The organism is Paenibacillus sp. XY044 (genome assembly GCF_002257645.1).
In the GTDB taxonomy this organism is placed as follows: Bacteria; Bacillota; Bacilli; order Paenibacillales; family Paenibacillaceae; genus Paenibacillus_AQ.
Window position 1 is genome coordinate 550,501 of record NZ_NQMO01000003.1, and the last position, 22,243, is coordinate 572,743.

A 22,243-nucleotide genomic window follows, 5' to 3' on the forward strand; every position below is an offset into this window, starting at 1 on the left:
CTCCATGCCTGCTTTTTTTGTGAGGACCGCATTTTGCTTCATACGTTTTCCTCTGGTCGGATTCGGGTAAGCATCAGTAGCAGGCGGGGTTCCTTTCATCCATCCCGAGCGTTTCTTTCCCAGTCATGCACCCGGTTTAAACAACCTGAAGACGGCAAGCATGTATTTGTCCTATCGGAGCATATGCCTTATTACGTTGAATATACTTGTTTTAAGGCTTATGTGCCCAAACAGGACGTAAATGGAATGAATGGAGGTGAGCTTTTGACGATGGTCAGTGAACTTGATGCAGGTAAGGCGCTGATTCAAGGCATCGGCACCGCGCTTCCGCCGTATCGTCTTTGCCAGGATGACGTCTTTGCCAAGATTGAAGCTTCGTTAAGGGAAGATCCCCACGCTCTAAGGTGGGCGAAAAGAATATTCAAGCAATGTGGAGTTCAGATCAGGTACACCTGTGAAGAGGACTTTCTCAAACCTGCCGATCAGTGCACGTACCTGTCCACGGACAAGCAGCAGGCTGCCCCATCGACCTCCAGGCGGATGGAAGTGTACCGGCGGGAATCGGTCCCTCTGGCTGAGAGGGCAGCGGAAGAAGCCATGCGTGATGCGGGGACGGAGGCGCCAGGCATCACCCACATCCTGACGGTCAGCTGTACCGGTCAGTTTCTTCCCGGATTGGACACCGTCTTGATTCATCGGCTCGGATTGTCACCGCGGATTCAGCGGATCCCGCTCACCTTTCAAGGTTGCGCCGCCGGTTTGAGGGCCATTCAGTTGGCCCAAGGTATAGTTTCTTCCGACCCGGGCGCAAAGGTTCTTGTCGTTTGCGTGGAACTGTGCACGATACATCTGCAGCCGTCCGGGTCCCGGGAAGCGTTGTTCGGCGCTTCATTTTTTGGTGATGGGGCTTCGGCATGCGTCGTCGGCTCAAGCCATGCTAATTTGCAAGGCGGGTTTCGTCTGGGCGGTGGCCACTCTGTGCTGCTTCCGGACTCTGCGGACGAAATGATTTGGGAGGTCGGGGATACCGGTTTTGATTTATTTCTCTCTCCCAATATTCCCAAGCTGCTTCGGGCGTTCCTTCAGGATGAAGTGGACCGGCTGCTGGGCGGAGGACCGCTTCCGCCGTTGTGGGCGATTCACCCGGGTGGACGGGGCATCGTCGACGCCGTGCAGGATTTGTTCGCACTGGATGACAGCCAAACCGGATTCAGCCGGAACGTGCTGCGGGACTTCGGGAATTTATCCTCTGCGACACTGCTATTCGTCCTGAAGGGGATGAGAGAGCATCTGCGGAAGGAAAAAGAGGAGAGCGAACGGTCTGGAGTGGCCCTGGCATTTGGACCCGGTTTGACCGCAGAACTCCTTCGATTTACGTATGTACCCACTGGCATCGCGGAACGGCAGATGAGCTATGAGTATGCCGGCCATTAAGCGGTTAAACCAGCGGGCGGTGGAAGAGGAATACATGGACGACTTCAGCACGGGCGGCGGCGAGCTGCTGGAAGCTTTGCGCCATTTACGCCGGCTGAACCGGATCTTCGGTGCTTCGTCCCCATCCTTGTATGGGTTCAAGCGGCTGTGGCGTGAAGCCGGCAGACCGGACAGGGTATCAGTGCTGGATATCGGAGCCGGCTCGGGTGACGTGAACCGCCGCATCCTGCGCTGGGCTGCCCGAAACGGGGTCGATGTCCGGATTACATTGGTGGATATTACGGAAGAAGCCTGCGAAGAGGCCAGAAACCTGTACAATGGGGTCCCGAATATTTCGGTCAGATGCTGCGATTTGTTCGAGCTTCCGGAGAGCAGCGGCGACATCGTCATGTCTTCGCAGTTTCTTCACCACTTTGATGACGTCCGGCTGCCCGGAGTGGTGGGGCAAATGCTGAAGGCATCCAGGTTGGGCGTTGTGATCAGCGACATTCACCGGCACTGGGTTTCGTGGTCTGCCGTTTGGATCGTGGCGCATTTGGTTTCAGGCAACCGGTATATACGGCATGACGGGCCCTTGTCAGTGGCGAAGGGTTTCAAATCCTCTGATTGGATCAGGCTTAGGAAGCAGCTGCAGGAGCAGGACGGCGAAGCGGACTTATCGTACAGCTGGAAGCCGTTATTCCGTTATGTAGCCGTTCTTCATAAAACGAGAAAAGTATAAGTGCGTGTTCAAAAAGGTCGGTTTTCAGCACCGAGGTTTACGCTTCCGATGTGTGTTTTTTCAAAACACCTGAATTGGATGAAGCTAGGGACTGAGGAGCAGAGCTATACGTTTTCGTAAAAAACGACTTCGTAAGCATCTACCTGTAGTGGGTACGTGAGCACCTGAAATGTTTCCGAAGGAAACATACGACGTAAGCAATCGCTTAGGCCCGGCTGAATTCAAGATTCGATGCCGAAGCAGCTTCCCGATTTACTTCGTGTTAGATATAGAATTTATTCGTTATCAGCAGAGCTGATGAAATTCAATATCGCAAGAAAACCTGCATTTTAATCGCGGTCACTCATCCTTGATTGGCCTCGATTGGTTTTCTTATCAAAAGCGGATTTTTTGAACAACCTCTATAAGACAGCGAAAGGAGATGATTCCCATGCCGGACGCGGTTGTCATTGGAGCCGGCCTTGCGGGCTGCAGTCTAGCTATCCGGTTGTCCACCCAAGGGTGGAGGACCGTGCTGATTGACCGTCAATATTTTCCCCGTCATAAGCCGTGCGGGGAATTTCTGTCTCCGGAGGCGATGGAGACGCTGGCCAGTCTTGGTGTTGCAGAGGATGTCGAGCGAATGGAACCAAACCCGATTCACCGGGCCCGCCTGGTGCTTAGACATGGACAGGTACTGGAGGCAGCGCTGCCGGGCACAGGCTGGGGCATCAGCCGGTATACGCTGGATGCCGGCCTGCACCGGGCTGCCCGGCAAGCGGGTGTGGAAATCCTGGACGCGACGACGGTAACAAGCATTCATGCGCGAGAGGATGAAGGCGGATATGTCGTCGGAACCCGGACCGGGGGACTCAGCGACACGCTGGAGGCGCGGGCGGTGTTTGCCGCCTGGGGTTGTCACCGGCGGCCGGAATTGATCGATTATGAAGAGATGGGTCATGAAGGACATGCATACATCGGGATCAAAACGCATATGACCGGGCTTTCCGGTACGGAAGCCGTGGAACTCTATTTAGTTCCCGGAGGTTACATCGGGATTGCCCCGGTTGAAGCGGGAACCTATAATGTGGCCGCGCTTCTGCGGCGGGACCGGATGAAAGGCGCGGGGGCGAAAATAAAGGAACTGCTGGATTTCGCGGCAAGCGGCAATCCCTTGTTGGCCCGCCGGTTGTCGGAAGGGGAGCAGACCGACGGGACGATGATCTCGACCGCCCCGGTGTACTTGTCCCGACGTCCTCAGCCATGGCGGATGATTCCGCATGCCGGGGATGCCTGCGCCATGATTCCGCCGCTCTTCGGGGACGGGATGAGCGCCGCCTTACGATCCGGCATTCTGTGCGCCACTTTTGCTGACCGCTATTTGCGGGGCGAGCTGACTATGCGGGACTGGGAGCGGCTGTATTCCGAGGCTGTACACCGCGAATTCAGCGGCATTTTGCGAAAAGGGCGCTACTTGCAGGCGATCAGCGGCCGGCCCGCCGCCGGAAGAATCCTGTCGGGCTTTGCCCGGCTGTTCCCTCCAGTCGCCGATTCATTGGTCAAAGCGACCCGGCTGAAGAACACGATGTCCTAAGCCGACTGCAGACCGCATGCCAACAGGAGGAGGGAATCGGGTGATTTATCGTTTCATAACCGGACTTGCTCTCCGTTATCCGGCGTGGGTGCTGACATGCTGGACTGCGCTGCTCGTCATATGCGGTTCGGCCGCGATATCACTGCCTTCCCTCCTGAAGGATCATGGGCTTCGTACGGAAGGAACTTCCGCGCAAGTTGAGCAGATCCTGTCGGAGGAATATCAAATTCCCAAAGAGCCTGCCATCATCGTCTTTCAACGGGAAAGCGGCACCTCCCGCGCTTCATTTGAATCGGGAATCCGGACGGCATTGGAACAGCTTCGGCGGATTGACGGCATCGGGGCCGTCATCTCCCCGCTGGATCATAAGAGGATGAGGGACAACCAAGCCGCTTACGCCCTGCTGGGCTTGGACACCCATGGCCGGTCCGACGAGTCGGTGCTTGACGCCATTCGGTCAGCTTTGCCTGATTCGCCCGGTTTGACGATGACGCTGACCGGCAAGCCTTTCGTTCAGGACGATGTCAACCGGGCAAGCATGCATGATTTGAAGAGAGCGGAGCTGATCGGACTGCCGGTGGCTTTTCTAATCCTGTTCTACGCATTTGGTGGATGGATCTATGCCTTGATCCCGATTGCAGCGGGGTGTACGGCCGTAGGCATTTCAATGGGCATTCTTTATTGGCTCGGGAACGGCCTGCAGCTGGAGCTGTCCAATTTTGTGCTGAACGTCATTCCCATGGTCGGCCTTGCGCTTGGAATCGACTTTGGGCTGATTCTGGTCAGCCGCTTCCGTGAGGAGTGGTGGAGATCGAGCGGCCGCGTAGAGCGGGCGCTGCCCGTCACCCTCCGGCAGGCGGGCAGGGCTGTGCTCTATTCGGCCGCGTGCGTGATTCTTGGGCTCATCGCCATTACATTCATCCGGATGCCGATGTTCCAGTCGGTCGCCATCGGGGCGATGGTCGTCGTTTTTGTGTCGGCCCTGGTCAACTTAACGCTTGTACCCGCCTTCTTGTCGATATGGTCGCCCCTGATCCCGATTCAGCGGAATTACCCAACCGGAACAGGCCGCTTCAGGCCGAGACTGATGCAGCGATGGACCCGCTATGTCATGCACAAGCCGGTCCGGATGACGCTGGTCTCCGCGGCGCTTTTACTGACTAGCATCATGCCGATTCGCCACCTGCAAACCTCCGTTCCCGATGCAGCCTCTTTGCCGTCAAGCTATCCATCGCGGTACGGAGCGGAACTGGTGGATTTTCGTTTCAACGACCCCTTTACATCGGTGATTCCGGTCGTAGTGCTAGGACGCGGAGACACCGTCTCGGCAGAAGAATGGGCCTCGGCTTACGGGCTGTGGCAAAAGCTGAGAACGGACCGGGATGTGCTCCGGGTCGATTCTATCTTTTCCTATCTACCGGAGTCCCTTGATCGGCAAGGGCTCTTGTCAAGCTCCCAAATGCAGCAGCTGCCACAGAGTACAGGCCAGCCGTTTGCTCAAGCAGGAGCACTGTTGATGTCAGTGACGCTTCAGCCAGGTATGGATGCGAAGCAAACCGAGGACTGGCTGCGAAAATGGGAAACGCAGGGACAGAATGAAAGGGACATACGCATATTGCTGGGGGGAGAAGCGAAGTATCGGATGGAAGTGAGCGATGAAATCAAGGCCCGGATTCCTTCGGTGCTTCTTTGGATGGCGGCAACCAATTTTGTGGTGCTGTTCGCAGGTTTTCGTTCGATCGTTATTCCGGTCAAGGCGCTGCTGATGAACCTGCTCAGCCTTACCGCTTCGTTCGGAGTGCTGGTCTACCTTTTTCAGGATGGAGTTCTAGGGGGCGGTTCAGGCAGCATTGCTGTCATGATCCCGGTATTTATCTTCGGAATGGTTTTCGGAGTCAGCATGGATTACGGTGTCTTCCTGTTGTCCCGAATGACCGAGGTCTATCACGACACGGGAAAAGCGGATGAGGCGATAGCTTACGGACTCACCTCCACGGGGAAGGTGATCACCTCAGCGGCAGCCATCATGATCGCCGTCACGCTGCCGTTTGCCGGTGGGGATGTGGAAGGGGTCAGACAGCTCGGGGTGGGCATCGCCGCTGCGATCTTGATCGATGCGACCCTGATCCGCTTTATGCTGGTTCCAGCGTTAATGAAGCTGATGGGGCATGTCAATTGGTGGCTGCCACATCAGCTTCGTCGCTGGTTATTTACGGAGTAACACCTGCTGGATCTGATGATCAGGCGCTTTTTTCAAGATCAGCTTGGCACGCGCTTTCGTTGGCAGAATGTTCTCCCTTAAGTTTTTCAGATTGATTGATCTCCAGATTTCCGAGGCGTTCTGCACTGCTTCTTCTTCGGAAAGTCCGGCGAACTTGTGGAAGTAGGATCTTGGATCCTGGAAGGCGGTATCCCGCAGCAATTGGTAACGCTCGATATACCAGCTGCGGATATCCTGCTCGTCCGCGTCGATGTAGATCGAGAAATCAAAGAAATCGCTGATGAAGACCGGCGCCTCCGTATTGACCTGAAGGACATTAATCCCTTCCAGAATGAGGATGTCCGGCTGTTCGATCAGCTGCTCCTCGTCCGCGAGAATATCATAGGCCAGGTGTGAATAGACCGGGGCCTTCAGCGCAGGCTGCCCTGATTTGACGCTGCTGATAAACTGCATCAGCTTCTTGATGTCGTAGCTCTCCGGAAATCCCTTTTTGTTCATGATGCCTTTTTCCTCAAGGACACGATTCGGGTACAAAAAGCCGTCCGTCGTGACCAAATCCACACGCGGATGCTCCTTCCATCTGGACAGCAGCGTCTGCAGAAGGCGTGCTGTCGTGCTTTTGCCTACGGCCACGCTGCCGGCGATCCCGATGATATAAGGCGATTTGGGCGCGCGGATGCCGGTGAACGTGTTCATTTTTTCCTGAAGCTGCTGGAAAGCACTTACATACAAATGGATGAGGCGGGTCAGCGGAAGATAAATGTCGCGCACTTCCCGCAGCGACATTTTTTCGTTCAGGCCTTTGAGTCGCTCAAATTCCTCTTCCGTCAGCGGAAGCGGCGAATCTTCTTGTGCCGCCATCCAGTCCTTCCGGTCAAATGTATAATAAGGGGAGTATGTGTTCATGGTACACTCGCTTTCTAAACAAAGTAGGGCCATGCAATACCAGCTCCTGTCCGTATCAAGAGTATGTAAATGGGAAGCGGGGATTCCAAACTAAACTGTGACATTGCGCGTTACTAATGCGAACTGAATTATAGCATGTTAAGCCGCTTAAATAAACCTTGGGGTTAAAAATGGATGCAGGAAAAACCGTTCGATCGACAAAAGGGTTTGGGCTTTTGGGAGGAAGAGGTATAATAGGATCAGTGCAATCCAAATCATGCGAGAGCGGGACAAGTGAGCTGAAGACGATATGGACATTGAAAGACAACGATTAGCGATTGAGGCAGCCAGACTGTATTATCAGTCCGATTACAGCCAGCAGGATATCGCCGAGCGGCTGGGCGTTTCCAGGCCGACGGTATCGAGGCTGCTTCAGCAAGCCAAAGAACAAGGATACGTACGGATCGAGATCGTCGACCCCGGCGAGGATTTGAACGTGCTGGGCCGGAAATTGAAGCGCAAATACGGTTTGGATACGGTGCAAGTTTGTTACTCGCCGTTAAACCAGTACGAAGAAATCAAGAAGCATATCAGCAAAAAGGCAGCCGAATTTCTGCATGAGACTGTCCAGGACAAGGATATTATCGGGGTCACTTGGGGGACCACGATGCATGCGGTAGCACTGCAGCTTGCGCCCAAGCAGGTGAAGGGAGTCGAAGTCGTGCAGCTGAAAGGCGGCGTCAGCCATTCCCATGTCAACACCTATGCGGCGGAGACGGTGAACCTGTTTGCAGAGGCGTTTCAGACCGTAGCGAGATACCTGCCGCTGCCGGTCATCTTCGACAACATCGAGCTGAAGCGAATCGTAGAGGAAGACCGGCATATCAGCCGGATCATCGAACTTGGCAAACAGGCGAACATTGCCGTCTTCACGGTCGGTACGGTCAAAGAAGACGCGCTGCTCTTCCGGCTGGGGTATTTTAACGAGCAGGAGCAGGAGATGCTGAAGAAGTCCGGCGCCGGAGACATCTGTTCCCGGTTTTTTGATGAAACGGGCCAGATCTGCAGCGAAGAGATCAATAACCGGACGGTCGGGATCGACCTACATGAGCTTCGTAATAAGGAGAAGTCTATTCTGGTTGCCGGGGGAGAACGCAAGGTGGAGGCCATTCAAGCGGCGCTCACCGGTAAATATGCAAACATTTTGATCACGGATCAGTTTACCGCACAGGCTTTGATCTCTTAAATCATCAATTTCATATGGATATTTTTATTTGAATTCCGTCCGGATTACATAGGGCGGATTTTTTTTGCGCACATTACGGTAGTGGGTATATCGAAATGTGAACATAATTTCACACCATATTTACATATGTTCATACCGGTGTTATGATAATCGTGCGGCTTGAAAGAAAAGCTTTTCAATTTCTAGGAATTGGATAAATAAAAGAATAACCTATCATGAATCAAGGAGTGGATCAGAATGACAAATTTGGCGGGAATGATCGACCATACCCTGCTTAAGGCAGATGCCACCAAGTCTGAAATCAGCAAGCTGATTGACGAGGCGAAGAAATATGAATTCGCATCGGTATGCGTTAATCCAACCTGGGTCAAATTCGCTGCGGAGCAGCTGAAGGATTCCAAAGTAAAGGTATGTACGGTCATCGGTTTTCCTTTGGGAGCCACGACTTCGGCCGTTAAAGCATTTGAAGTGAAGGATGCAATCGCTGGCGGCGCGACGGAAGTCGACATGGTCATTAATATTGGCGCATTGAAGGACGGCGATAACGATCTCGTCGAAGCCGACATTAAAGCAGTCGTAGATGCAGCGGCCGGCAAGGCGCTGGTGAAGGTCATTATTGAAACTTGCCTGCTGACAGACGAAGAAAAGGAACGCGCAAGCCGCTTGTCGGTCAAAGCGGGAGCCGACTTCGTGAAAACTTCGACGGGCTTCTCCACGGGCGGGGCTACACCGGAAGACGTTCGCTTGATGCGCAAAACGGTGGGACCAAACGTCGGCGTCAAAGCATCCGGCGGCGTACGCAGCCTTGAGGACATGAACAACATGATCGAAGCGGGTGCAAGCCGAATCGGCGCAAGCTCCGGCGTAAAGATTATGGAGGGAGGCCAATCCTCAGCTTCCTATTAATTAGGAAGAGAGACGGCTCCATGAAAGGCAGCATGAAAAAACGGAAGCGGTACACATCGGAATATTGTAAACCGGGCGGCAAGCTTCCGTTTCTATTAATACCAAGCCTGTAAGCGCTTAATAGATTTGTTTTCACAAAAAACTACAACTGGGGAGACAGCTATGAAATATTTGATTGCGGTACTAGGGTTACTTGTTGTTTTTGCCCTGTCATTCGTGGCCAGCAACGACAAGCGGAAGATCCGCTACCGCCCGTTGGTGATCATGATCATTCTCCAGATTATTCTGGGATACGTTCTGCTTAACACCGTCGTAGGTACCGTGCTGATCAAAGGCTTTTCCGGCATCTTCGAAAAGCTGCTGGTCTATGCGGGCGAAGGGGTCAACTTCGTATTCGGCGGCATCGCCAACGAAGGTCAGGCGCCGTTCTTCCTTGGCGTGCTGCTGCCGATCATCTTCATCTCGGCACTGATCGGCATTCTGCAGTATTTTCGCATCCTGCCGTTTATTATCCGGTACATCGGCCTCGTGCTGAGCAAGGTAAACGGCATGGGCAAGCTGGAATCGTATAATGCGGTTGCTTCCGCGATTCTGGGCCAATCCGAAGTGTTCATTTCCGTGAAAAAGCAGATCGGCCTGCTGCCGAAGCATCGGCTGTACACGCTCTGCGCCTCGGCCATGTCAACGGTTTCGATGTCGATCGTCGGCGCTTACATGACGATGATCAATCCGAAATACGTGGTTACCGCACTGGTGCTGAACCTGTTCGGCGGGTTTATCATCGCTTCGATTTTGAACCCATACAAGGTCACCAAGGAAGAAGATGAACTTGTCGTTCAGGAAGAAGAGAAACAGTCCTTCTTCGAGATGCTGGGCGAATACATCATGGACGGCTTCAAGGTGGCCATTACGGTCGCGGCGATGCTGATCGGTTTCGTCGCCCTGATCGCCTTGATCAACGGCATTTTTGCCGGCATTTTCGGCATTTCGTTCCAGGAAATGCTGGGCTACATTTTTGCTCCGTTTGCCTTTGTCATGGGTGTTCCATGGAAGGAAGCGGTGGAAGCGGGAAGCATCATGGCCACCAAAATGGTGTCCAACGAGTTCGTTGCCATGCTGGAACTCGGCAAGCATACCGCATTGTCCGCGCGCACAACCGGCATCGTATCCGTGTTCCTCGTTTCCTTTGCGAACTTCTCGTCCATCGGCATTATCGCGGGCGCGGTCAAAGGCCTGCATGAGAAGCAGGGCAACGTCGTAGCGCGCTTCGGGCTGAAGCTGCTGTACGGGGCGACGCTGGTCAGTGTGCTGTCCGCGACCATCGCCGGATTGTTTCTATAAAAGCCTTGCATCATGTATACTCAAGGATGAAGGAGTGAGTGAAATTTATGCCAAAATTTAAACGTATCCACCTGATTGTAATGGACTCCGTTGGAATCGGCGAAGCGCCGGATGCCGCCCAGTTCGACGACTTTGACGTCGATACCTTCGGGCATATCGCCCGTGAGCGCGGCGGCCTAAACATGCCGAATATGGGCAAGCTCGGCCTGTCCAACATTCGCGAAATCGAAGGCATTGCCAAAGCGGACAAGCCGCTGGCGTATTATACAAAAATGCAGGAAAAATCCGCGGGTAAAGATACGATGACCGGCCACTGGGAGATCATGGGGCTGTACATCGATACGCCGTTCCGGGTGTTCCCGGACGGCTTCCCTGACGAATTGATTCAGCGGATCGAAGAGAAGACAGGCCGCGAAGTGATCGGCAACAAGCCGGCGAGCGGCACTGAAATCATCGACGAGCTCGGGGAAGAGCATATGAAGACGGGAGCGCTTATCATTTACACATCGGCTGATTCCGTGCTTCAAATTGCCGCCCACGAGGACATTGTGCCGCTGAAGGAGCTCTACGAAATTTGCGAGTTCTGCCGGGAAATTACGCTGGACGATCCGTACATGCTGGGCCGGATCATTGCCCGTCCGTTCGTGGGCGAGCCCGGATCTTTCAAGCGTACCGCCAACCGCCACGACTATGCGCTGAAGCCGTTTGACCGTACCGTGATGAACGAGCTGAAGGATGCGAATTTCGACGTGATTGCGATCGGCAAAATTTCCGACATTTACGACGGAGAAGGCGTGACCAAGGCGATCCGGACTACGTCCAATATGGACGGAATGGACAAGACCATCGGCGTCATGGACGAGGACTTTACGGGGCTCAGCTTCGTGAACCTGGTAGACTTTGATGCGCTGTACGGCCACCGCCGCGACCCGCAAGGATACGGGCAAGCCTTGGAAGAGTACGATGCGCGTCTGCCTGAAATGTTTGCCAAAATGACGGATGACGATCTTCTGATCATCACGGCAGATCACGGCAACGATCCGACGTACCGCGGCACAGATCATACGCGTGAATACGTGCCACTGCTGGTGTACTCGCCGCGCTTCGCCAATGGAGGCAGCGAGCTTGCGCTGCGGAAGACGTTTGCCGATCTCGGTGCGACCGTGGCCGAGAACTTTGGCGTTCCGATGCCGAAATACGGCACCAGCTTCCTGGGAGACCTGAAGTAGCACGATTTTACAATATACATGAATCCATGACCTATGGGGAGGAAACGAAATGAGCACTCATATTGGAGCCAAAGCAGGAGAAATCGCAGAAACGATCCTTTTACCGGGGGATCCGCTGCGGGCCAAGTTCATCGCGGAAACGTATTTGCAGGATGTGCAATGCTACAACGAAGTGAGAGGCATGCTCGGTTTTACGGGTACGTACAAGGGACAGCGTATTTCCGTGCAGGGAACCGGCATGGGGATTCCGTCGATCAGCATATACGTTAATGAACTGATCAGCGAGTACGGCGTCAAAAATTTGATGCGCGTCGGCACCTGCGGCAGCATGCAGGAGCATGTGCATGTACGTGACGTCATTCTCGCGCAAGCTTCCTGTACGGATTCCGGCGCCAACCGCCACCAGTTCGGTGGGTACGATTTTTCGCCGATCGCAAGCTTCAACCTGCTGAAATCCGCATTCGATAAAGGGACCGAAAAGGGCTTGAACCTGCATGTGGGCAACGTATTCAGCTCCGATATTTTCTACCGCGACGACAAATCGATCGTCGAGAAGCTGATGGCGCACGGTGTCCTGGCGGTTGAGATGGAAACGACGGCCCTGTATACGCTGGCAGCCAAGTTTGGCGTTAACGCATTGACCCTGCTGACCGTTAGCGATCACCTCCTGACAGGTGAAGAAACGAGTGCCGAGGAACGCCAAACCACGTTCAATGACATGATGGAAGTGGCTTTGGAAACGGCGATCGGGCTGTAATCGATACATTCCTTCATCCCATTCATAGACTAACAATTACCTGGAAAGCGAGGCAGACATCTGATGAGAATGGTTGACTTGATTGAGAAGAAACGGGACGGCGGCGAGCTGTCCACGGAAGAGATAAATTTCATTATTGAGGGATACACCAAAGGGGATATCCCTGATTACCAAATGAGCGCGTGGGCCATGGCCGTGTTTTTCCAGAACATGACGCAGCGCGAGCGCGCTGATCTCACCATGGCAATGGTGAACTCCGGCGACACGATTGACCTGTCCGCTATCGAAGGCGTCAAGGTCGACAAGCACTCCACCGGCGGCGTAGGCGATACAACGACGCTGGTGCTGGCACCGCTTGTGGCGGCGCTGGACATTCCGGTGGCCAAAATGTCGGGCCGCGGATTGGGCCATACCGGCGGCACCATCGACAAGCTGGAGGCGATTGAAGGCTTCCACGTGGAAATCGACCGCGAAGAATTCGTACGTCTGGTGAACCAGGACAAAATCGCGGTTATCGGGCAGACCGGCAACCTGACGCCGGCCGACAAAAAGCTGTATGCGTTGCGCGATGTGACCGGCACGGTCAACTCCATCCCGCTGATCGCATCCTCGATCATGAGCAAAAAGATCGCCGCAGGCTCAGACGCCATCGTGCTTGACGTCAAGACGGGCGCCGGCGCCTTCATGAAAACGGTGGACGATGCCAAGGAACTGGCTCACGCCATGGTCAGCATCGGCAACAACGTCGGCCGCAAAACGATGGCCGTTATTTCCGACATGAGCCAGCCACTCGGTTTGGCGATCGGCAATGCGCTGGAAGTGAAGGAAGCCATCGACACGCTGCAGGGCAATGGACCGAAGGACCTTGAAGAGCTCTGCCTCGCCTTAGGCCGTCAAATGGTGTTCCTGGCGAACAAAGCCAGCTCTCTGGAAGAAGCCGAAGAGAAGCTGAAGGAAGTCATCAAGAACGGCAAAGCGCTGGAGAAATTCAAGGAGTTCATCAAGAACCAGGGCGGCAACCCGGATGTCGTCGACCATCCGGAGAATCTTCCGCAGGCCAAATATCAGATCGAAGTACCGGCGAAGGAAGACGGCGTGGTTGCCGAAATCGTCGCCGACGAGATCGGTACGGCGGCCATGTGGCTGGGTGCCGGCCGCGCGACCAAGGAATCCGAGATCGATCTGGCCGTCGGCCTGATGCTGAACAAAAAGATCGGCGATTTTGTGAAGAAAGGTGAGTCGCTCGTCACGATCCATGCGAACCGTGAAAACGTGGACGACGTGATCGGCAAGATTTACGAAAATATCCGAATCTCGGATCATGCCGAAGCGCCTACCTTGGTATACGGTATCATCACAGAGTAAGCCCCACAGGCTGGAGCCTGGAACTTGTAGAAGTTCCAGGCTTTTTATATTGCTTCGGGTTTCATTGACCAAGCCGGTAAATCAAGGTATACTTCAATTTAAGTGGTTGATTAGTAAACAAATATTTCGAGGTGAAGAATATTGGAGCAGACAGGCAGTGTTTCCAGGTGGATATCGGTGCTGCACCGCCAGTTTCAAATCTATTTGAACCGGGAATTGAAAGAGCATGACATTAATTCGTCGGAGTACATTTTCCTGGTCAATCTGTATATCGAGGACGGGGTATCGCAGGAGAAGCTGTCGGCCAACCTGTTTATCAACAAAGCGGCGACGGCACGAGCCATCAGGAGGCTGGAGACGCTCGGTTATGTCAAGCGGACGCGGGACCCTCAGGACAGCCGGGCGTATTTGGTGACCCTGACCGAGAAAGGGCTTGAGAAGCGGAATTTTATCAGGTCGAAGCTGAAGGCGTGGACGGAGATCATTTCCAGCGGCCTTACCTCCGAGGAGACCGATGAGATGATCCGCAAATTGAAGCTGATGTCCGCCAATGCGGTGGCGGAGACGAGGGGTCTGACGTAAACGAGCGGACTGCGGTATGCAGCGCCCTGCCTTTGAGCTTGTTCAAGTTTTTTTATTTTACAGAAAAAAGGAATGGGCTACGGGATGCCTCATTCCTTTTTTTGTGAACCCGTTATGAACGGGCAGTTATGCTGTTTTCACTCTAGGTACTTTAGACATGACGTCATACAAAGTGGACGAGTCGACATCCGTTCCGAAGAACGCGACCGCGAGCACGACGAAGAGCAGAATCAAGCCCCACAGGAGCACGCCGATAATGCCGCACACGAGCCCGGCAATCGCCATGCCTTTACCTTGTTCATACCCCCGTTTGAGTTCCTTAAAAGAAAGGGCGGCAAAGATGATCGCCAGAATCCCCAGGATAAATCCTATGTACAAGATCATCACGCTTAAGATGCCGAGCACCATTGAGGTAATGGCTTTGCCATTCGTCTTGGGCTGCATCATAGGCGGCTGCGGCTGAAAGTTTTGATACGGGTCTGGTGAATGTGGATCCAACTGTGATTTCCTCCTCCTGCATTGGCAGAATGCTATATGTTTATATATTCTGCTTAACATGTCTATTATCACTTAGCCCGCCATATTTGTCGACATTTTTTCGGTCGAAATTTCCAGATTTGACGCTCTTTTGGCTGTTCTGTCCGTACCCAAGAACCGTTCCAAGGCCGGCGCTTGTCTACACGCTGAAGCTCTTCCGAAGTTCTGAGGGGGATACATGTTTGTATTTTTTGAAGGCCCGGCTGAAATAGTAGATGTCCTTGAAACCGGTGGACAGGGCAATTTCCGAAATGTTCATTCTGGAGTTGCGAAGCAGGTATTCGGATTTATTGATCCGCAGCGTATTGACATATTCGGTCACCGTCCGTGCCGTAAGCTCCTTGAATAGTCGGCTGAAATGGAAACGGCTGAGACCGGCAAGTCCGGCCAATAGATCGATGGGCAGTTCTTCCTGGTAATGTTCCTCAATATATTGAAAAATGGGGGTAAACCGCTCCAGATTTTTCAGCCTGTACTGGCTCTCTTCAGGAGAAAGGGTGTCCGTTCCGTAGCGGCGCAGCAGAATGGCAAGAAGCCGGTACAGATAGGATTTAATCGACAGCTCATAGCCGAGCTCTCGTTCGTCCATTTCCCGGATCAGGGACGTAGCGCACTCGGTGATTTCGGAATCGCCGGAAATTTTGCTTGCGAACAAAATCTGATTCTGCGTAATCGGCGTTATAAACTTTGTTTCGACCGCGTCCGGCGTCTGGCTCTGCAGCAGTTTGATATCGACAATCATCGCATAATAGACCAAATCATCGGACAGGCAAACCCCGTAATGCAAGTCGTTGCTGTTCACGACCACCATCTCGCCCGCTTGAACTTCATAAGGAACCGAGTTCAGCTCGATGAGCGCGGAGCCTTTGGTAAAATACAGAAACTCCATATGATTATGCCAATGGTGGGTAAACAGTGTTTTCCCGTATTCCTTGGCGGTACAATAATGGATCTTCATCGGGAAGAAACGGTCGGGCATATCCATTGGCTCCAGCAGAGAAATGGGTCTATCCATCCATGTCACCTCAAAATCGCATAATAAGATAAATAATTAGCATAGCTCTTCATGGCAGTTCTGCCTGTTCTTATTATAATTCAATTATAAGGATTGAACGAATTTTTTTGCATCGTGACCGCCTGATTGCGGGTGCCAGTTTATGGGGCAGTTTCGCATGGAAGGAAGTTATGCACAGGTTCAATCTATTGGAAGTCAAATGCGAGAACCAAAAGGAGAGTTGAAAACGCATGGATAAAGTAAGAGTAGCTGTAATCGGAGCAGGGTCCATTTCGGAATCCCATTTGAACTCGTATCAGAACAACCCGCAGGCGGAGATCGTCGCGATCTGCGATTTGAATGAGGAGAGAGCCAAGGCCGCTGCCCAGAAATACGGAGCTCAGAAAACATATACCGACTATCATAAACTGCTGGCTGATCCGGACATCGATGCAGTGAGCATCTGCACATGGAACAACCAGCATGCCGAAATCAGCATTGCGGCAGCCAAGGCAGGCAAGCATGTTCTGGTGGAAAAGCCGCTCTGCAGAACGGTTGAGGAGGCGCTGCAGATTCAGGAAGCTGCACATGCCGGCGGCAAGGTGTTCCAAGTGGGCTACGTACGCCGTTTTGACCCGAACATCGCAGTACTGCAGAGCTTTATGGAAAGCGGCGAAATCGGTGAACTGTACTACGCCAAAGCCTCGCTCCTTCGCCGTGTAGGCAATCCGGGCGGCTGGTTTGCCGACAAAGAGCGTTCCGGCGGCGGGCCTTTGATCGATATCGGGGTGCACGCGATCGACCTGTGCTGGTACATGATGGGCAAGCCGAAAGTGAAATCGGTGTCCGGCAACGTATATCACAAGCTGGGTAACCGCAGCCACGTGAAGAACTATTCTTTTTACAAAGCAGCCGACTACGATGCCAGCAAAAATACGGTAGAAGATATGGCGAACGCCCTGATCCGTTTTGAGAATGGAGCGTCGCTGCTCGTGGACGTAAGCTTCTCCCTGCATGCGAAGCAGGATGAAGCGGCGATCAAGCTGTACGGTACGAACGGCGGCTTCGAAATCGATCCGGCTCTGGTCATCGTCACGGAGAAAAACGATACGATCCTGAATATCCAGCCGCAGGTGGACAACAAAGGCTTTAACTTTGCGGCCGCTTTCCAGAACGAAATCAATCATTTTATCGAAAATATTCAAAACGGCACCGAGCCGATCAGCACGGTCGATGACGGCGTTGAAATGATGAAAATCCTGAATGGCATTTACGAATCCTCTGAGAAGGGAGTCGAAATCCAGTTATGAAAATCGGAGTAAGCACATACAGCCTGTTCCGTCCGATTCAATCGGGTGAAATTACGGTTCTCGACGCGATCGAAAAAATCGCCGAAATGGGCGGAGAGCACGTGGAAATCGTCCCGATCGGGTACACCTTGACCGGAAATCCGGAGCTTGTGGATCAGATCGTGGCTAAGGCGAAGGAAGTCGGGATCGACATTTCCAACTATGCGATCGGCGCCAATTTCGCCGTGGATTCCGACGAGGCATACCGGAAGGAAATCGAGCGCGTCAAAGGGGAAGTGGACATCGCCGCCCGCCTCGGCGTGAAGCTGATGCGCCATGACGTAGCCAGCCGTCCAGATACGTCCATCAAACAGTTCAACCAGGAGGTCGGACGCCTGGCTGACGCATGTCGTGAAATCGCCGATTATGCGGCGCAATATGGCATTACGACAAGCGTGGAGAACCACGGCTATTACATTCAGGCGAGCGACCGCGTACAGACGCTGGTTCAAACCGTGGACCGGCCGAACTACCGGACGACGCTGGACGTGGGGAATTTCATGTGCGCGGACGAAGATCCGGTGGCAGCCGTTAAGAACAACATTCCTTACGCTTCGATGGTGCACATCAAGGACTTTTATCTGCGTCCTGCCGCCCTCAATCCGGGGGACGGATGGTTCCGTACAACCAGCGGGAATTATCTGAGGGGCGCCATCGCAGGGCATGGAGACATTAACCTGCGCGAATCGATTCGAATCATCAAGGAATCCGGGTTTGACGGATACTTCTCGATCGAGTTCGAAGGGATGGAAGACAGCTTCCAAGGAACGAAAATCGGCCTGGAGAACGTCAAACGTTTCTGGAACGAGGTTTAAGCCTGGAAACATAGCATCCAATCTTTGAAATCATGCAGCATATACAAGGGAGAGGTGACTGGAATGAACAATAAAATCGGCGTCATTGTCGACAGCTTCCGGGTCGGAGTCCGGGAAGGACTGGTCAAGGCGAAGAAGGTAGGGGCGGACGGCGTGCAGATCTATGCGGTCAGCGGCGAAATGGATCCGGCCAACCTGTCTGCGGTGCAGCGCAAGGAACTGAAGAGCTATATTGAGTCCTTGGGATTGGAAATTTCGGCGCTGGTGGGCGACCTCGGCGGGTATGGATTCCAGGATAAGTCGGTCAATGCAGAGAAAATCGAAAAGTCCAAACGGATTCTCGATCTGGCGGTAGAGCTTGGAACCAGCGTAGTGACGACGCATATCGGACTGGTGCCGGAAGACAAGAACAGTGAAATCTACCAGACGATGCACGATGCATGCGAGGAACTGGCTTCATATGCCACCGGCATGAACGCCTTCTTTGCGATCGAAACGGGTCCGGAGCCTTCCGCACGGCTGAAGGAATTCCTGGACGGCCTTGGCTCGAGAGGGGTATCCGTCAACTTCGATCCGGCGAACATGGTCATGGTTACTGGCGACGATCCGGCTGAAGGGGTGCACAACCTGAAGGACTACATCGTACATACCCACGCCAAAGACGGTATCCGCTTGAAGGAAGTGCCTGCCTACTACATCTATGAGACGCTGGGTTTCGAAGCGCCGGCCAACGAGAACAATACGTTTGTTCCAGGGGAAGGGCAGTATTTCCGTGAAGTGCCGCTGGGCGAAGGCAGCGTGAACTGGCAGAGCTACTTGCAGGCGCTGAAAGATATCGGCTATCAAGGATACTTGACCATCGAGCGCGAGGTCGGTGAGGATCCGGAAGCGGACATTTCCAAAGCGGTGCAATTTTTAAAGCAGTTTCGGGGATAATCGCTAGGCATGACGCCTAAGCACTCGATATAAAGCGAACAACAAAACAGCGAATGCGATCGAAAGGATCAGCATTCGCTGTTTCTTTTGCCCTGAGAAACTTTTGATTCATTCACGGGTCTACGGATGCACCTAAGTATCCACCATTATTAGCCTAGCGGTAATCAGCAGCTCTTCTCCGGGCTTCAATACGATAATGGGCAGCCTGAACCATTATGGTCAAACCGGGGGCGAGAAGCTCAACCACGGCCGTCTCAGACGAATTGCGTGGACGACCCGGCCGTCGGGCAGGTGGAAGGTGTAAGATCATGCGCAGTGGGATTGCAGACGGATTAAACGGGTTTCATCGGGGGGGAATCATCATAAAAAAGATCCGCAAGCTGCTCCACCACACGGGGTTCTCATCCCAAATGAGAGGTTTGTGGCAGATCTTGCGGATCATTGATGGGCTTTGCGGATTTTGTAGACACACTTCCGGTCGCCCATGGCTAGGCACTCGCCGCGGGAAACCTCGGCCCCGAGCAGCGATTCGAACAGCTTCAGCTCACAGGCGCACGCATGATTGTATTTTTTCGCGATTTGCGATATCGGACAATTATGCTCGAATAAAGTATATTCATCCTCGTTGTTCTTTTGAAGCTCGACCATATAGCCGTTTTCGTTTTGAATTTCGGCCAGCAGCTCGACCTTTTCAGCAAAGTCCTTGCCTTCCATTTTACCTGAATGATTTTTCAGCAGCGATTCGCCCCGGCGGTCAAACAGGTGGTTTACCATTTCCGTCCCCGAATCCTGCTCGAGTTCCCCGAGAAGATCCAGCGTAAGCGAATGATACTTATTCGGAAAAAAGTCTTCAGCCTGCTCTGTCAGACGATAGATCGCCGAAGGTCTGCCCATCGGCTGCCGAATCGTTTTCGATTCGATCAAACCTTCCTTTTCCAGCGTATTGATATGGCGTCTGATCGCCATGCTGGTGATACCAATAAACTCCGTAATTTCTTTTGCACTGAGTTCGCCTTTGGTTTTCAGCATTTGCAGTATTTTATCCCTGGTTGAAATATCCAGCTGTTGGTTCATGTTAACACCGCCTATTCACTGATCCGGGCCTTCCATTCGCCTTAAAAATGATTTTAAAGTATAAACAGCCTGTCGATTTGGAAATCAACAGGCTGAACCAATCGCAAATCGTCAATTATTTGGATTTGTAGAAGTTTTCCGCTTTTTGAATCATATGTTTTTCTTCTTCAGGAAGATCGGTATCATAAAATACCGCACCTACCGGGCAGGCAACTTCGCAAGCGCCGCATTCGATGCAAATATCCGAGTCAATGAAATATTGATCCGGACCTTCCTCGATACAATCGACTGGGCATACATCCACGCAATCGGCCGCCTTTTCGTCTATGCAGGCCGAAGTAATAATATAAGACATTTGTTTCACCCTTTCAAATTAATTAAATATCATGGTTAATGATTCTCTGAGCCAAATTCATAAAAATACGCCATTGCTCGCTGTCATCCCCGAATACGGCCGGGGACTTCTCCGAGTCGGTCGACTGGCCGGGCGGAGAGAGCGGAATTTCGGCCAGCAGTTTGGTATGGAGCTGCTCCGCGAGCGCGGCTCCGCCGCCTGTGCCGAACAGATCATGCCGCTGACCGGAGGGGTCGGTAAAATAAGACATGTTCTCGATGACTCCGAGGATCGGATGGTTGGTCTGAATCGCCATTTCACCAGCCCTGGCAGCAACATGATTGGCAGTAGGGTGGGGAGTGGTTACCAGAATTTCCGAGCACTGCGGAATTTTATTGTGAACATCCAGTGCAACATCACCTGTACCTGGTGGAAGGTCCAACACGATGAAATCGAGCGGACCCCAATCCACTTCATTCAAGAACGTGCTGAGCATCTTGCCCAGCATCGGTCCCCGCCAGACGACAGGCTTATTGCCTTGTACGAAGAATCCGGTTGATATTACCTTGATTCCGTGTCGTTCTACCGGTACGATCCGGTTATTATGCTTCTTCGGAAGATCATGAATTCCCATCATTTCCGGAATACTGTAACCATAGACATCCGCATCGATGATTCCAACGCGTTTACCTTGCTTGGCCAATGCCGTTGCCAGGTTGACGGTTACCGTGGATTTGCCGACACCGCCTTTGCCGCTGGCGATGGCGATGAACGTCACGCCTGAATCGGCGGAGACGAGAGGGGAATTCATCAGCGTAGGTGCACGGCGTACCGATTTATTCAGCTTAATTGCTATAATATCATTTTTTTCTTCATTTGAAATGGATTTAAACCGGATATGCACGTCCGCGATCCCGATTCCCTTCAAGGCACTGACAATCTGTTCCTCGATGCTCTCCTTGTTAGAGGACATATCGGGATCCAGAAGAACCGATAAAGCCGCATGATCCTTATTGGTCGTAATATCCCGGATCAGACCGAGCTCCGCAAGTGGGCGCTTATGTTCGTTATCTTTCAAGTGGGTCAGGGCAGCGACCAGGTCGTCTTTGGTCATAGTTGATCACCTTCATTCTCTATCTATATAGTTTGAACTAGAGAAAAATCGCTTCTTTCGTTCATTCTATCCCCTATTACAGTATGGGCCAAATTAGCGGTACAGACCTCCTGCGGACAAAACCCGGTGATTTTCAAAAGCCGTGAATGGGACGCGTCCCGCCGTGTTTTCCCCTTACAGAACAGGTATGTACTATTATCAGAGTAATTGTAGTTCACGCGGATAATATAGTCAACATATATGTATATAAAGTAAAGAATATTTACGGAACAAGTATTGACAAAGAGAACGGTCAATTATAATAATTAGTATACGTTTATGTTTACTAATTAGGGGTTTACACCCGTGAAGGGAGGTTCAATTCCCCGTTGAACTCTAATATGAATCAGGATTCCGGACAGGGAGCGGAACAGGGGGGCCGGGAAACGCGCCCGACGTCTTTTTATGAGCAAATGGGCGGCGCAGACACGATGAAGGCGCTGGTGGAAGCCTTTTATCCAAAAGTAGTGGAGCACCCGCTGCTTGCTCCGCTGTTTCCGGACGATATAATGCCTGTTATGAAGAAGCAGGAAATGTTTTTAACCCAGTATTTTGGAGGACCGCAATTGTACACGATGCAGATGGGCCATCCACGCATGAGAGCAAGGCATCTACCGTTTGCCATCACGCCAAAACGTGCGGAAGCCTGGATCGGCTGCATGCAGCAAGCCATGGAAGAGGTTATTAAGGATGAAATGCTGCGACAGCAAATGATGGAGCGGCTTGCGATGACCGCCTTCTTTTTCGTCAACACGGATGAAGGTGAAGTTGAGTATTAAGCAAATTACAAC

At 52.7% G+C, this 22,243-nt stretch carries 21 protein-coding genes; 15 read left to right on the forward strand and 6 right to left on the reverse strand.

What is annotated here, in order from left to right; translation table 11 throughout:
* Positions 1-246 precede the first annotated feature (246 nt).
* From CJP46_RS16200 to CJP46_RS16215, 4 genes are all read left to right on the forward strand, one after another.
* On the forward strand, positions 247-1,434 hold the full coding sequence (locus tag CJP46_RS16200; protein ID WP_256992369.1) for a type III polyketide synthase: 1,188 nt from the start codon (positions 247-249) through the stop codon (positions 1,432-1,434).
* Complete coding sequence (locus CJP46_RS16205; RefSeq protein WP_094596621.1) at positions 1,421-2,155, forward strand: methyltransferase domain-containing protein; 735 nt, start codon at positions 1,421-1,423, stop codon at positions 2,153-2,155. The genes CJP46_RS16200 and CJP46_RS16205 overlap by 14 nt, the downstream gene beginning before the upstream one ends.
* 430 nt (positions 2,156-2,585) lie before the next feature.
* The gene (locus CJP46_RS16210; RefSeq protein ID WP_256992370.1) at positions 2,586-3,728 is read left to right on the forward strand and encodes an NAD(P)/FAD-dependent oxidoreductase; all 1,143 of its coding nucleotides are present in this window, start codon (positions 2,586-2,588) and stop codon (positions 3,726-3,728) included.
* 40 nt (positions 3,729-3,768) lie between these two features.
* A complete protein-coding gene (locus CJP46_RS16215) occupies positions 3,769-5,949 on the forward strand; it encodes an MMPL family transporter (protein WP_094596623.1) in 2,181 nt (726 codons plus the stop codon).
* On the opposite strand, the gene coaA is transcribed toward CJP46_RS16215, so the two are convergent.
* The gene (gene coaA, locus CJP46_RS16220; RefSeq protein ID WP_094596624.1) at positions 5,935-6,855 is read right to left on the reverse strand and encodes a type I pantothenate kinase; all 921 of its coding nucleotides are present in this window, start codon (positions 6,853-6,855) and stop codon (positions 5,935-5,937) included. The two genes, CJP46_RS16215 and coaA, sit on opposite strands and share 15 nt — an antisense overlap.
* Before the next feature lie 289 nt (positions 6,856-7,144).
* Between coaA and CJP46_RS16225 the strand changes: the two genes are divergently transcribed.
* From CJP46_RS16225 to CJP46_RS16255, 7 genes are all read left to right on the forward strand, one after another.
* Positions 7,145-8,080 carry a DNA-binding transcriptional repressor DeoR gene (locus CJP46_RS16225; protein WP_094596625.1) on the forward strand — a complete coding sequence of 312 codons (936 nt, stop codon included), beginning with the start codon at positions 7,145-7,147 and terminating at the stop codon, positions 8,078-8,080.
* A gap of 237 nt (positions 8,081-8,317) precedes the next feature.
* On the forward strand, positions 8,318-8,986 hold the full coding sequence (gene deoC / locus CJP46_RS16230) for a deoxyribose-phosphate aldolase (RefSeq protein WP_094596626.1): 669 nt from the start codon (positions 8,318-8,320) through the stop codon (positions 8,984-8,986).
* A gap of 162 nt (positions 8,987-9,148) precedes the next feature.
* A complete protein-coding gene (locus CJP46_RS16235) occupies positions 9,149-10,327 on the forward strand; it encodes a NupC/NupG family nucleoside CNT transporter (protein ID WP_094596627.1) in 1,179 nt (392 codons plus the stop codon).
* Between the two features lie 47 nt (positions 10,328-10,374).
* Positions 10,375-11,556, forward strand: coding sequence for a phosphopentomutase (deoB, locus tag CJP46_RS16240; protein WP_094596628.1), 1,182 nt, complete (start codon positions 10,375-10,377; stop codon positions 11,554-11,556).
* Between the two features lie 49 nt (positions 11,557-11,605).
* On the forward strand, positions 11,606-12,313 hold the full coding sequence (gene deoD / locus CJP46_RS16245) for a purine-nucleoside phosphorylase (protein WP_094596629.1): 708 nt from the start codon (positions 11,606-11,608) through the stop codon (positions 12,311-12,313).
* 63 nt (positions 12,314-12,376) lie between these two features.
* Entirely contained in the window at positions 12,377-13,678 is a 1,302-nt protein-coding gene (locus CJP46_RS16250; protein ID WP_094596630.1) for a pyrimidine-nucleoside phosphorylase, read from the forward strand.
* A 141-nt stretch (positions 13,679-13,819) separates the two neighbouring features.
* Positions 13,820-14,260 (forward strand): MarR family winged helix-turn-helix transcriptional regulator, encoded by a 441-nt coding sequence (locus CJP46_RS16255; protein ID WP_256992372.1) that lies wholly within the window; start codon positions 13,820-13,822, stop codon positions 14,258-14,260.
* A 126-nt stretch (positions 14,261-14,386) separates the two neighbouring features.
* Here the strand turns inward: CJP46_RS16255 and CJP46_RS16260 are convergent, their stop codons facing one another.
* Both CJP46_RS16260 and CJP46_RS16265 read right to left on the reverse strand, forming a co-directional pair.
* A complete protein-coding gene (locus CJP46_RS16260) occupies positions 14,387-14,758 on the reverse strand; it encodes a DUF4190 domain-containing protein (protein ID WP_373558000.1) in 372 nt (123 codons plus the stop codon).
* A gap of 178 nt (positions 14,759-14,936) precedes the next feature.
* Entirely contained in the window at positions 14,937-15,812 is an 876-nt protein-coding gene (locus CJP46_RS16265; protein WP_094596633.1) for an AraC family transcriptional regulator, read from the reverse strand.
* 230 nt (positions 15,813-16,042) lie between these two features.
* On the opposite strand from CJP46_RS16265, the gene CJP46_RS16270 reads away from it, so the two are divergent.
* The 3 genes from CJP46_RS16270 (at position 16,043) to CJP46_RS16280 (ending at position 18,891) form a co-directional block, all read left to right on the forward strand.
* On the forward strand, positions 16,043-17,101 hold the full coding sequence (locus tag CJP46_RS16270; RefSeq protein ID WP_094596634.1) for a Gfo/Idh/MocA family protein: 1,059 nt from the start codon (positions 16,043-16,045) through the stop codon (positions 17,099-17,101).
* Positions 17,098-17,955, forward strand: a complete 858-nt coding sequence (locus CJP46_RS16275; RefSeq protein ID WP_094596635.1) for a sugar phosphate isomerase/epimerase family protein — start codon at positions 17,098-17,100, stop codon at positions 17,953-17,955. Before CJP46_RS16270 ends, CJP46_RS16275 begins: the two co-directional genes overlap by 4 nt.
* A 63-nt stretch (positions 17,956-18,018) precedes the next feature.
* On the forward strand, positions 18,019-18,891 hold the full coding sequence (locus CJP46_RS16280; protein ID WP_094596636.1) for a sugar phosphate isomerase/epimerase family protein: 873 nt from the start codon (positions 18,019-18,021) through the stop codon (positions 18,889-18,891).
* Positions 18,892-19,329: 438 nt separating this feature from the next.
* On the opposite strand, the gene CJP46_RS16285 is transcribed toward CJP46_RS16280, so the two are convergent.
* The 3 genes from CJP46_RS16285 to CJP46_RS16295 all read right to left on the reverse strand — a co-directional run bounded on the left by CJP46_RS16285 (position 19,330) and on the right by CJP46_RS16295 (position 21,413).
* Positions 19,330-19,965 carry a helix-turn-helix transcriptional regulator gene (locus tag CJP46_RS16285; protein WP_094596637.1) on the reverse strand — a complete coding sequence of 212 codons (636 nt, stop codon included), beginning with the start codon at positions 19,963-19,965 and terminating at the stop codon, positions 19,330-19,332.
* A 115-nt stretch (positions 19,966-20,080) separates the two neighbouring features.
* Positions 20,081-20,320, reverse strand: a complete 240-nt coding sequence (locus tag CJP46_RS16290) for a ferredoxin family protein (protein ID WP_094596638.1) — start codon at positions 20,318-20,320, stop codon at positions 20,081-20,083.
* Between the two features lie 22 nt (positions 20,321-20,342).
* Positions 20,343-21,413, reverse strand: coding sequence for an Mrp/NBP35 family ATP-binding protein (locus tag CJP46_RS16295; protein ID WP_094596639.1), 1,071 nt, complete (start codon positions 21,411-21,413; stop codon positions 20,343-20,345).
* 452 nt (positions 21,414-21,865) lie between these two features.
* Between CJP46_RS16295 and CJP46_RS16300 the strand changes: the two genes are divergently transcribed.
* Positions 21,866-22,231: a globin domain-containing protein gene (locus tag CJP46_RS16300; protein ID WP_373558015.1), complete on the forward strand. Its 366-nt coding sequence runs from the start codon at positions 21,866-21,868 to the stop codon at positions 22,229-22,231.
* The last annotated feature ends 12 nt before the right edge of the window (positions 22,232-22,243 follow it).

What these genes read in the sequence shown, in the direction of transcription:
- CJP46_RS16200 (WP_256992369.1), top strand. Translation starts at nt 247, where the DNA reads ATGAATGGAGGTGAGCTTTTGACGATGGTCAGTGAACTTGATGCAGGT.
- CJP46_RS16205 (WP_094596621.1), top strand. Translation starts at nt 1,421, where the DNA reads ATGCCGGCCATTAAGCGGTTAAACCAGCGGGCGGTGGAAGAGGAATAC.
- CJP46_RS16210 (WP_256992370.1), top strand. Translation starts at nt 2,586, where the DNA reads ATGCCGGACGCGGTTGTCATTGGAGCCGGCCTTGCGGGCTGCAGTCTA.
- coaA (WP_094596624.1), bottom strand. Translation starts at nt 6,855, where the DNA reads ATGAACACATACTCCCCTTATTATACATTTGACCGGAAGGACTGGATG.
- CJP46_RS16225 (WP_094596625.1), top strand. Translation starts at nt 7,145, where the DNA reads ATGGACATTGAAAGACAACGATTAGCGATTGAGGCAGCCAGACTGTAT.
- deoC (WP_094596626.1), top strand. Translation starts at nt 8,318, where the DNA reads ATGACAAATTTGGCGGGAATGATCGACCATACCCTGCTTAAGGCAGAT.
- CJP46_RS16235 (WP_094596627.1), top strand. Translation starts at nt 9,149, where the DNA reads ATGAAATATTTGATTGCGGTACTAGGGTTACTTGTTGTTTTTGCCCTG.
- deoB (WP_094596628.1), top strand. Translation starts at nt 10,375, where the DNA reads ATGCCAAAATTTAAACGTATCCACCTGATTGTAATGGACTCCGTTGGA.
- deoD (WP_094596629.1), top strand. Translation starts at nt 11,606, where the DNA reads ATGAGCACTCATATTGGAGCCAAAGCAGGAGAAATCGCAGAAACGATC.
- CJP46_RS16250 (WP_094596630.1), top strand. Translation starts at nt 12,377, where the DNA reads ATGAGAATGGTTGACTTGATTGAGAAGAAACGGGACGGCGGCGAGCTG.
- CJP46_RS16265 (WP_094596633.1), bottom strand. Translation starts at nt 15,812, where the DNA reads ATGGATAGACCCATTTCTCTGCTGGAGCCAATGGATATGCCCGACCGT.
- CJP46_RS16270 (WP_094596634.1), top strand. Translation starts at nt 16,043, where the DNA reads ATGGATAAAGTAAGAGTAGCTGTAATCGGAGCAGGGTCCATTTCGGAA.
- CJP46_RS16275 (WP_094596635.1), top strand. Translation starts at nt 17,098, where the DNA reads ATGAAAATCGGAGTAAGCACATACAGCCTGTTCCGTCCGATTCAATCG.
- CJP46_RS16280 (WP_094596636.1), top strand. Translation starts at nt 18,019, where the DNA reads ATGAACAATAAAATCGGCGTCATTGTCGACAGCTTCCGGGTCGGAGTC.
- CJP46_RS16285 (WP_094596637.1), bottom strand. Translation starts at nt 19,965, where the DNA reads ATGAACCAACAGCTGGATATTTCAACCAGGGATAAAATACTGCAAATG.
- CJP46_RS16290 (WP_094596638.1), bottom strand. Translation starts at nt 20,320, where the DNA reads ATGTCTTATATTATTACTTCGGCCTGCATAGACGAAAAGGCGGCCGAT.
- CJP46_RS16295 (WP_094596639.1), bottom strand. Translation starts at nt 21,413, where the DNA reads ATGACCAAAGACGACCTGGTCGCTGCCCTGACCCACTTGAAAGATAAC.
- CJP46_RS16300 (WP_373558015.1), top strand. Translation starts at nt 21,866, where the DNA reads ATGGGCGGCGCAGACACGATGAAGGCGCTGGTGGAAGCCTTTTATCCA.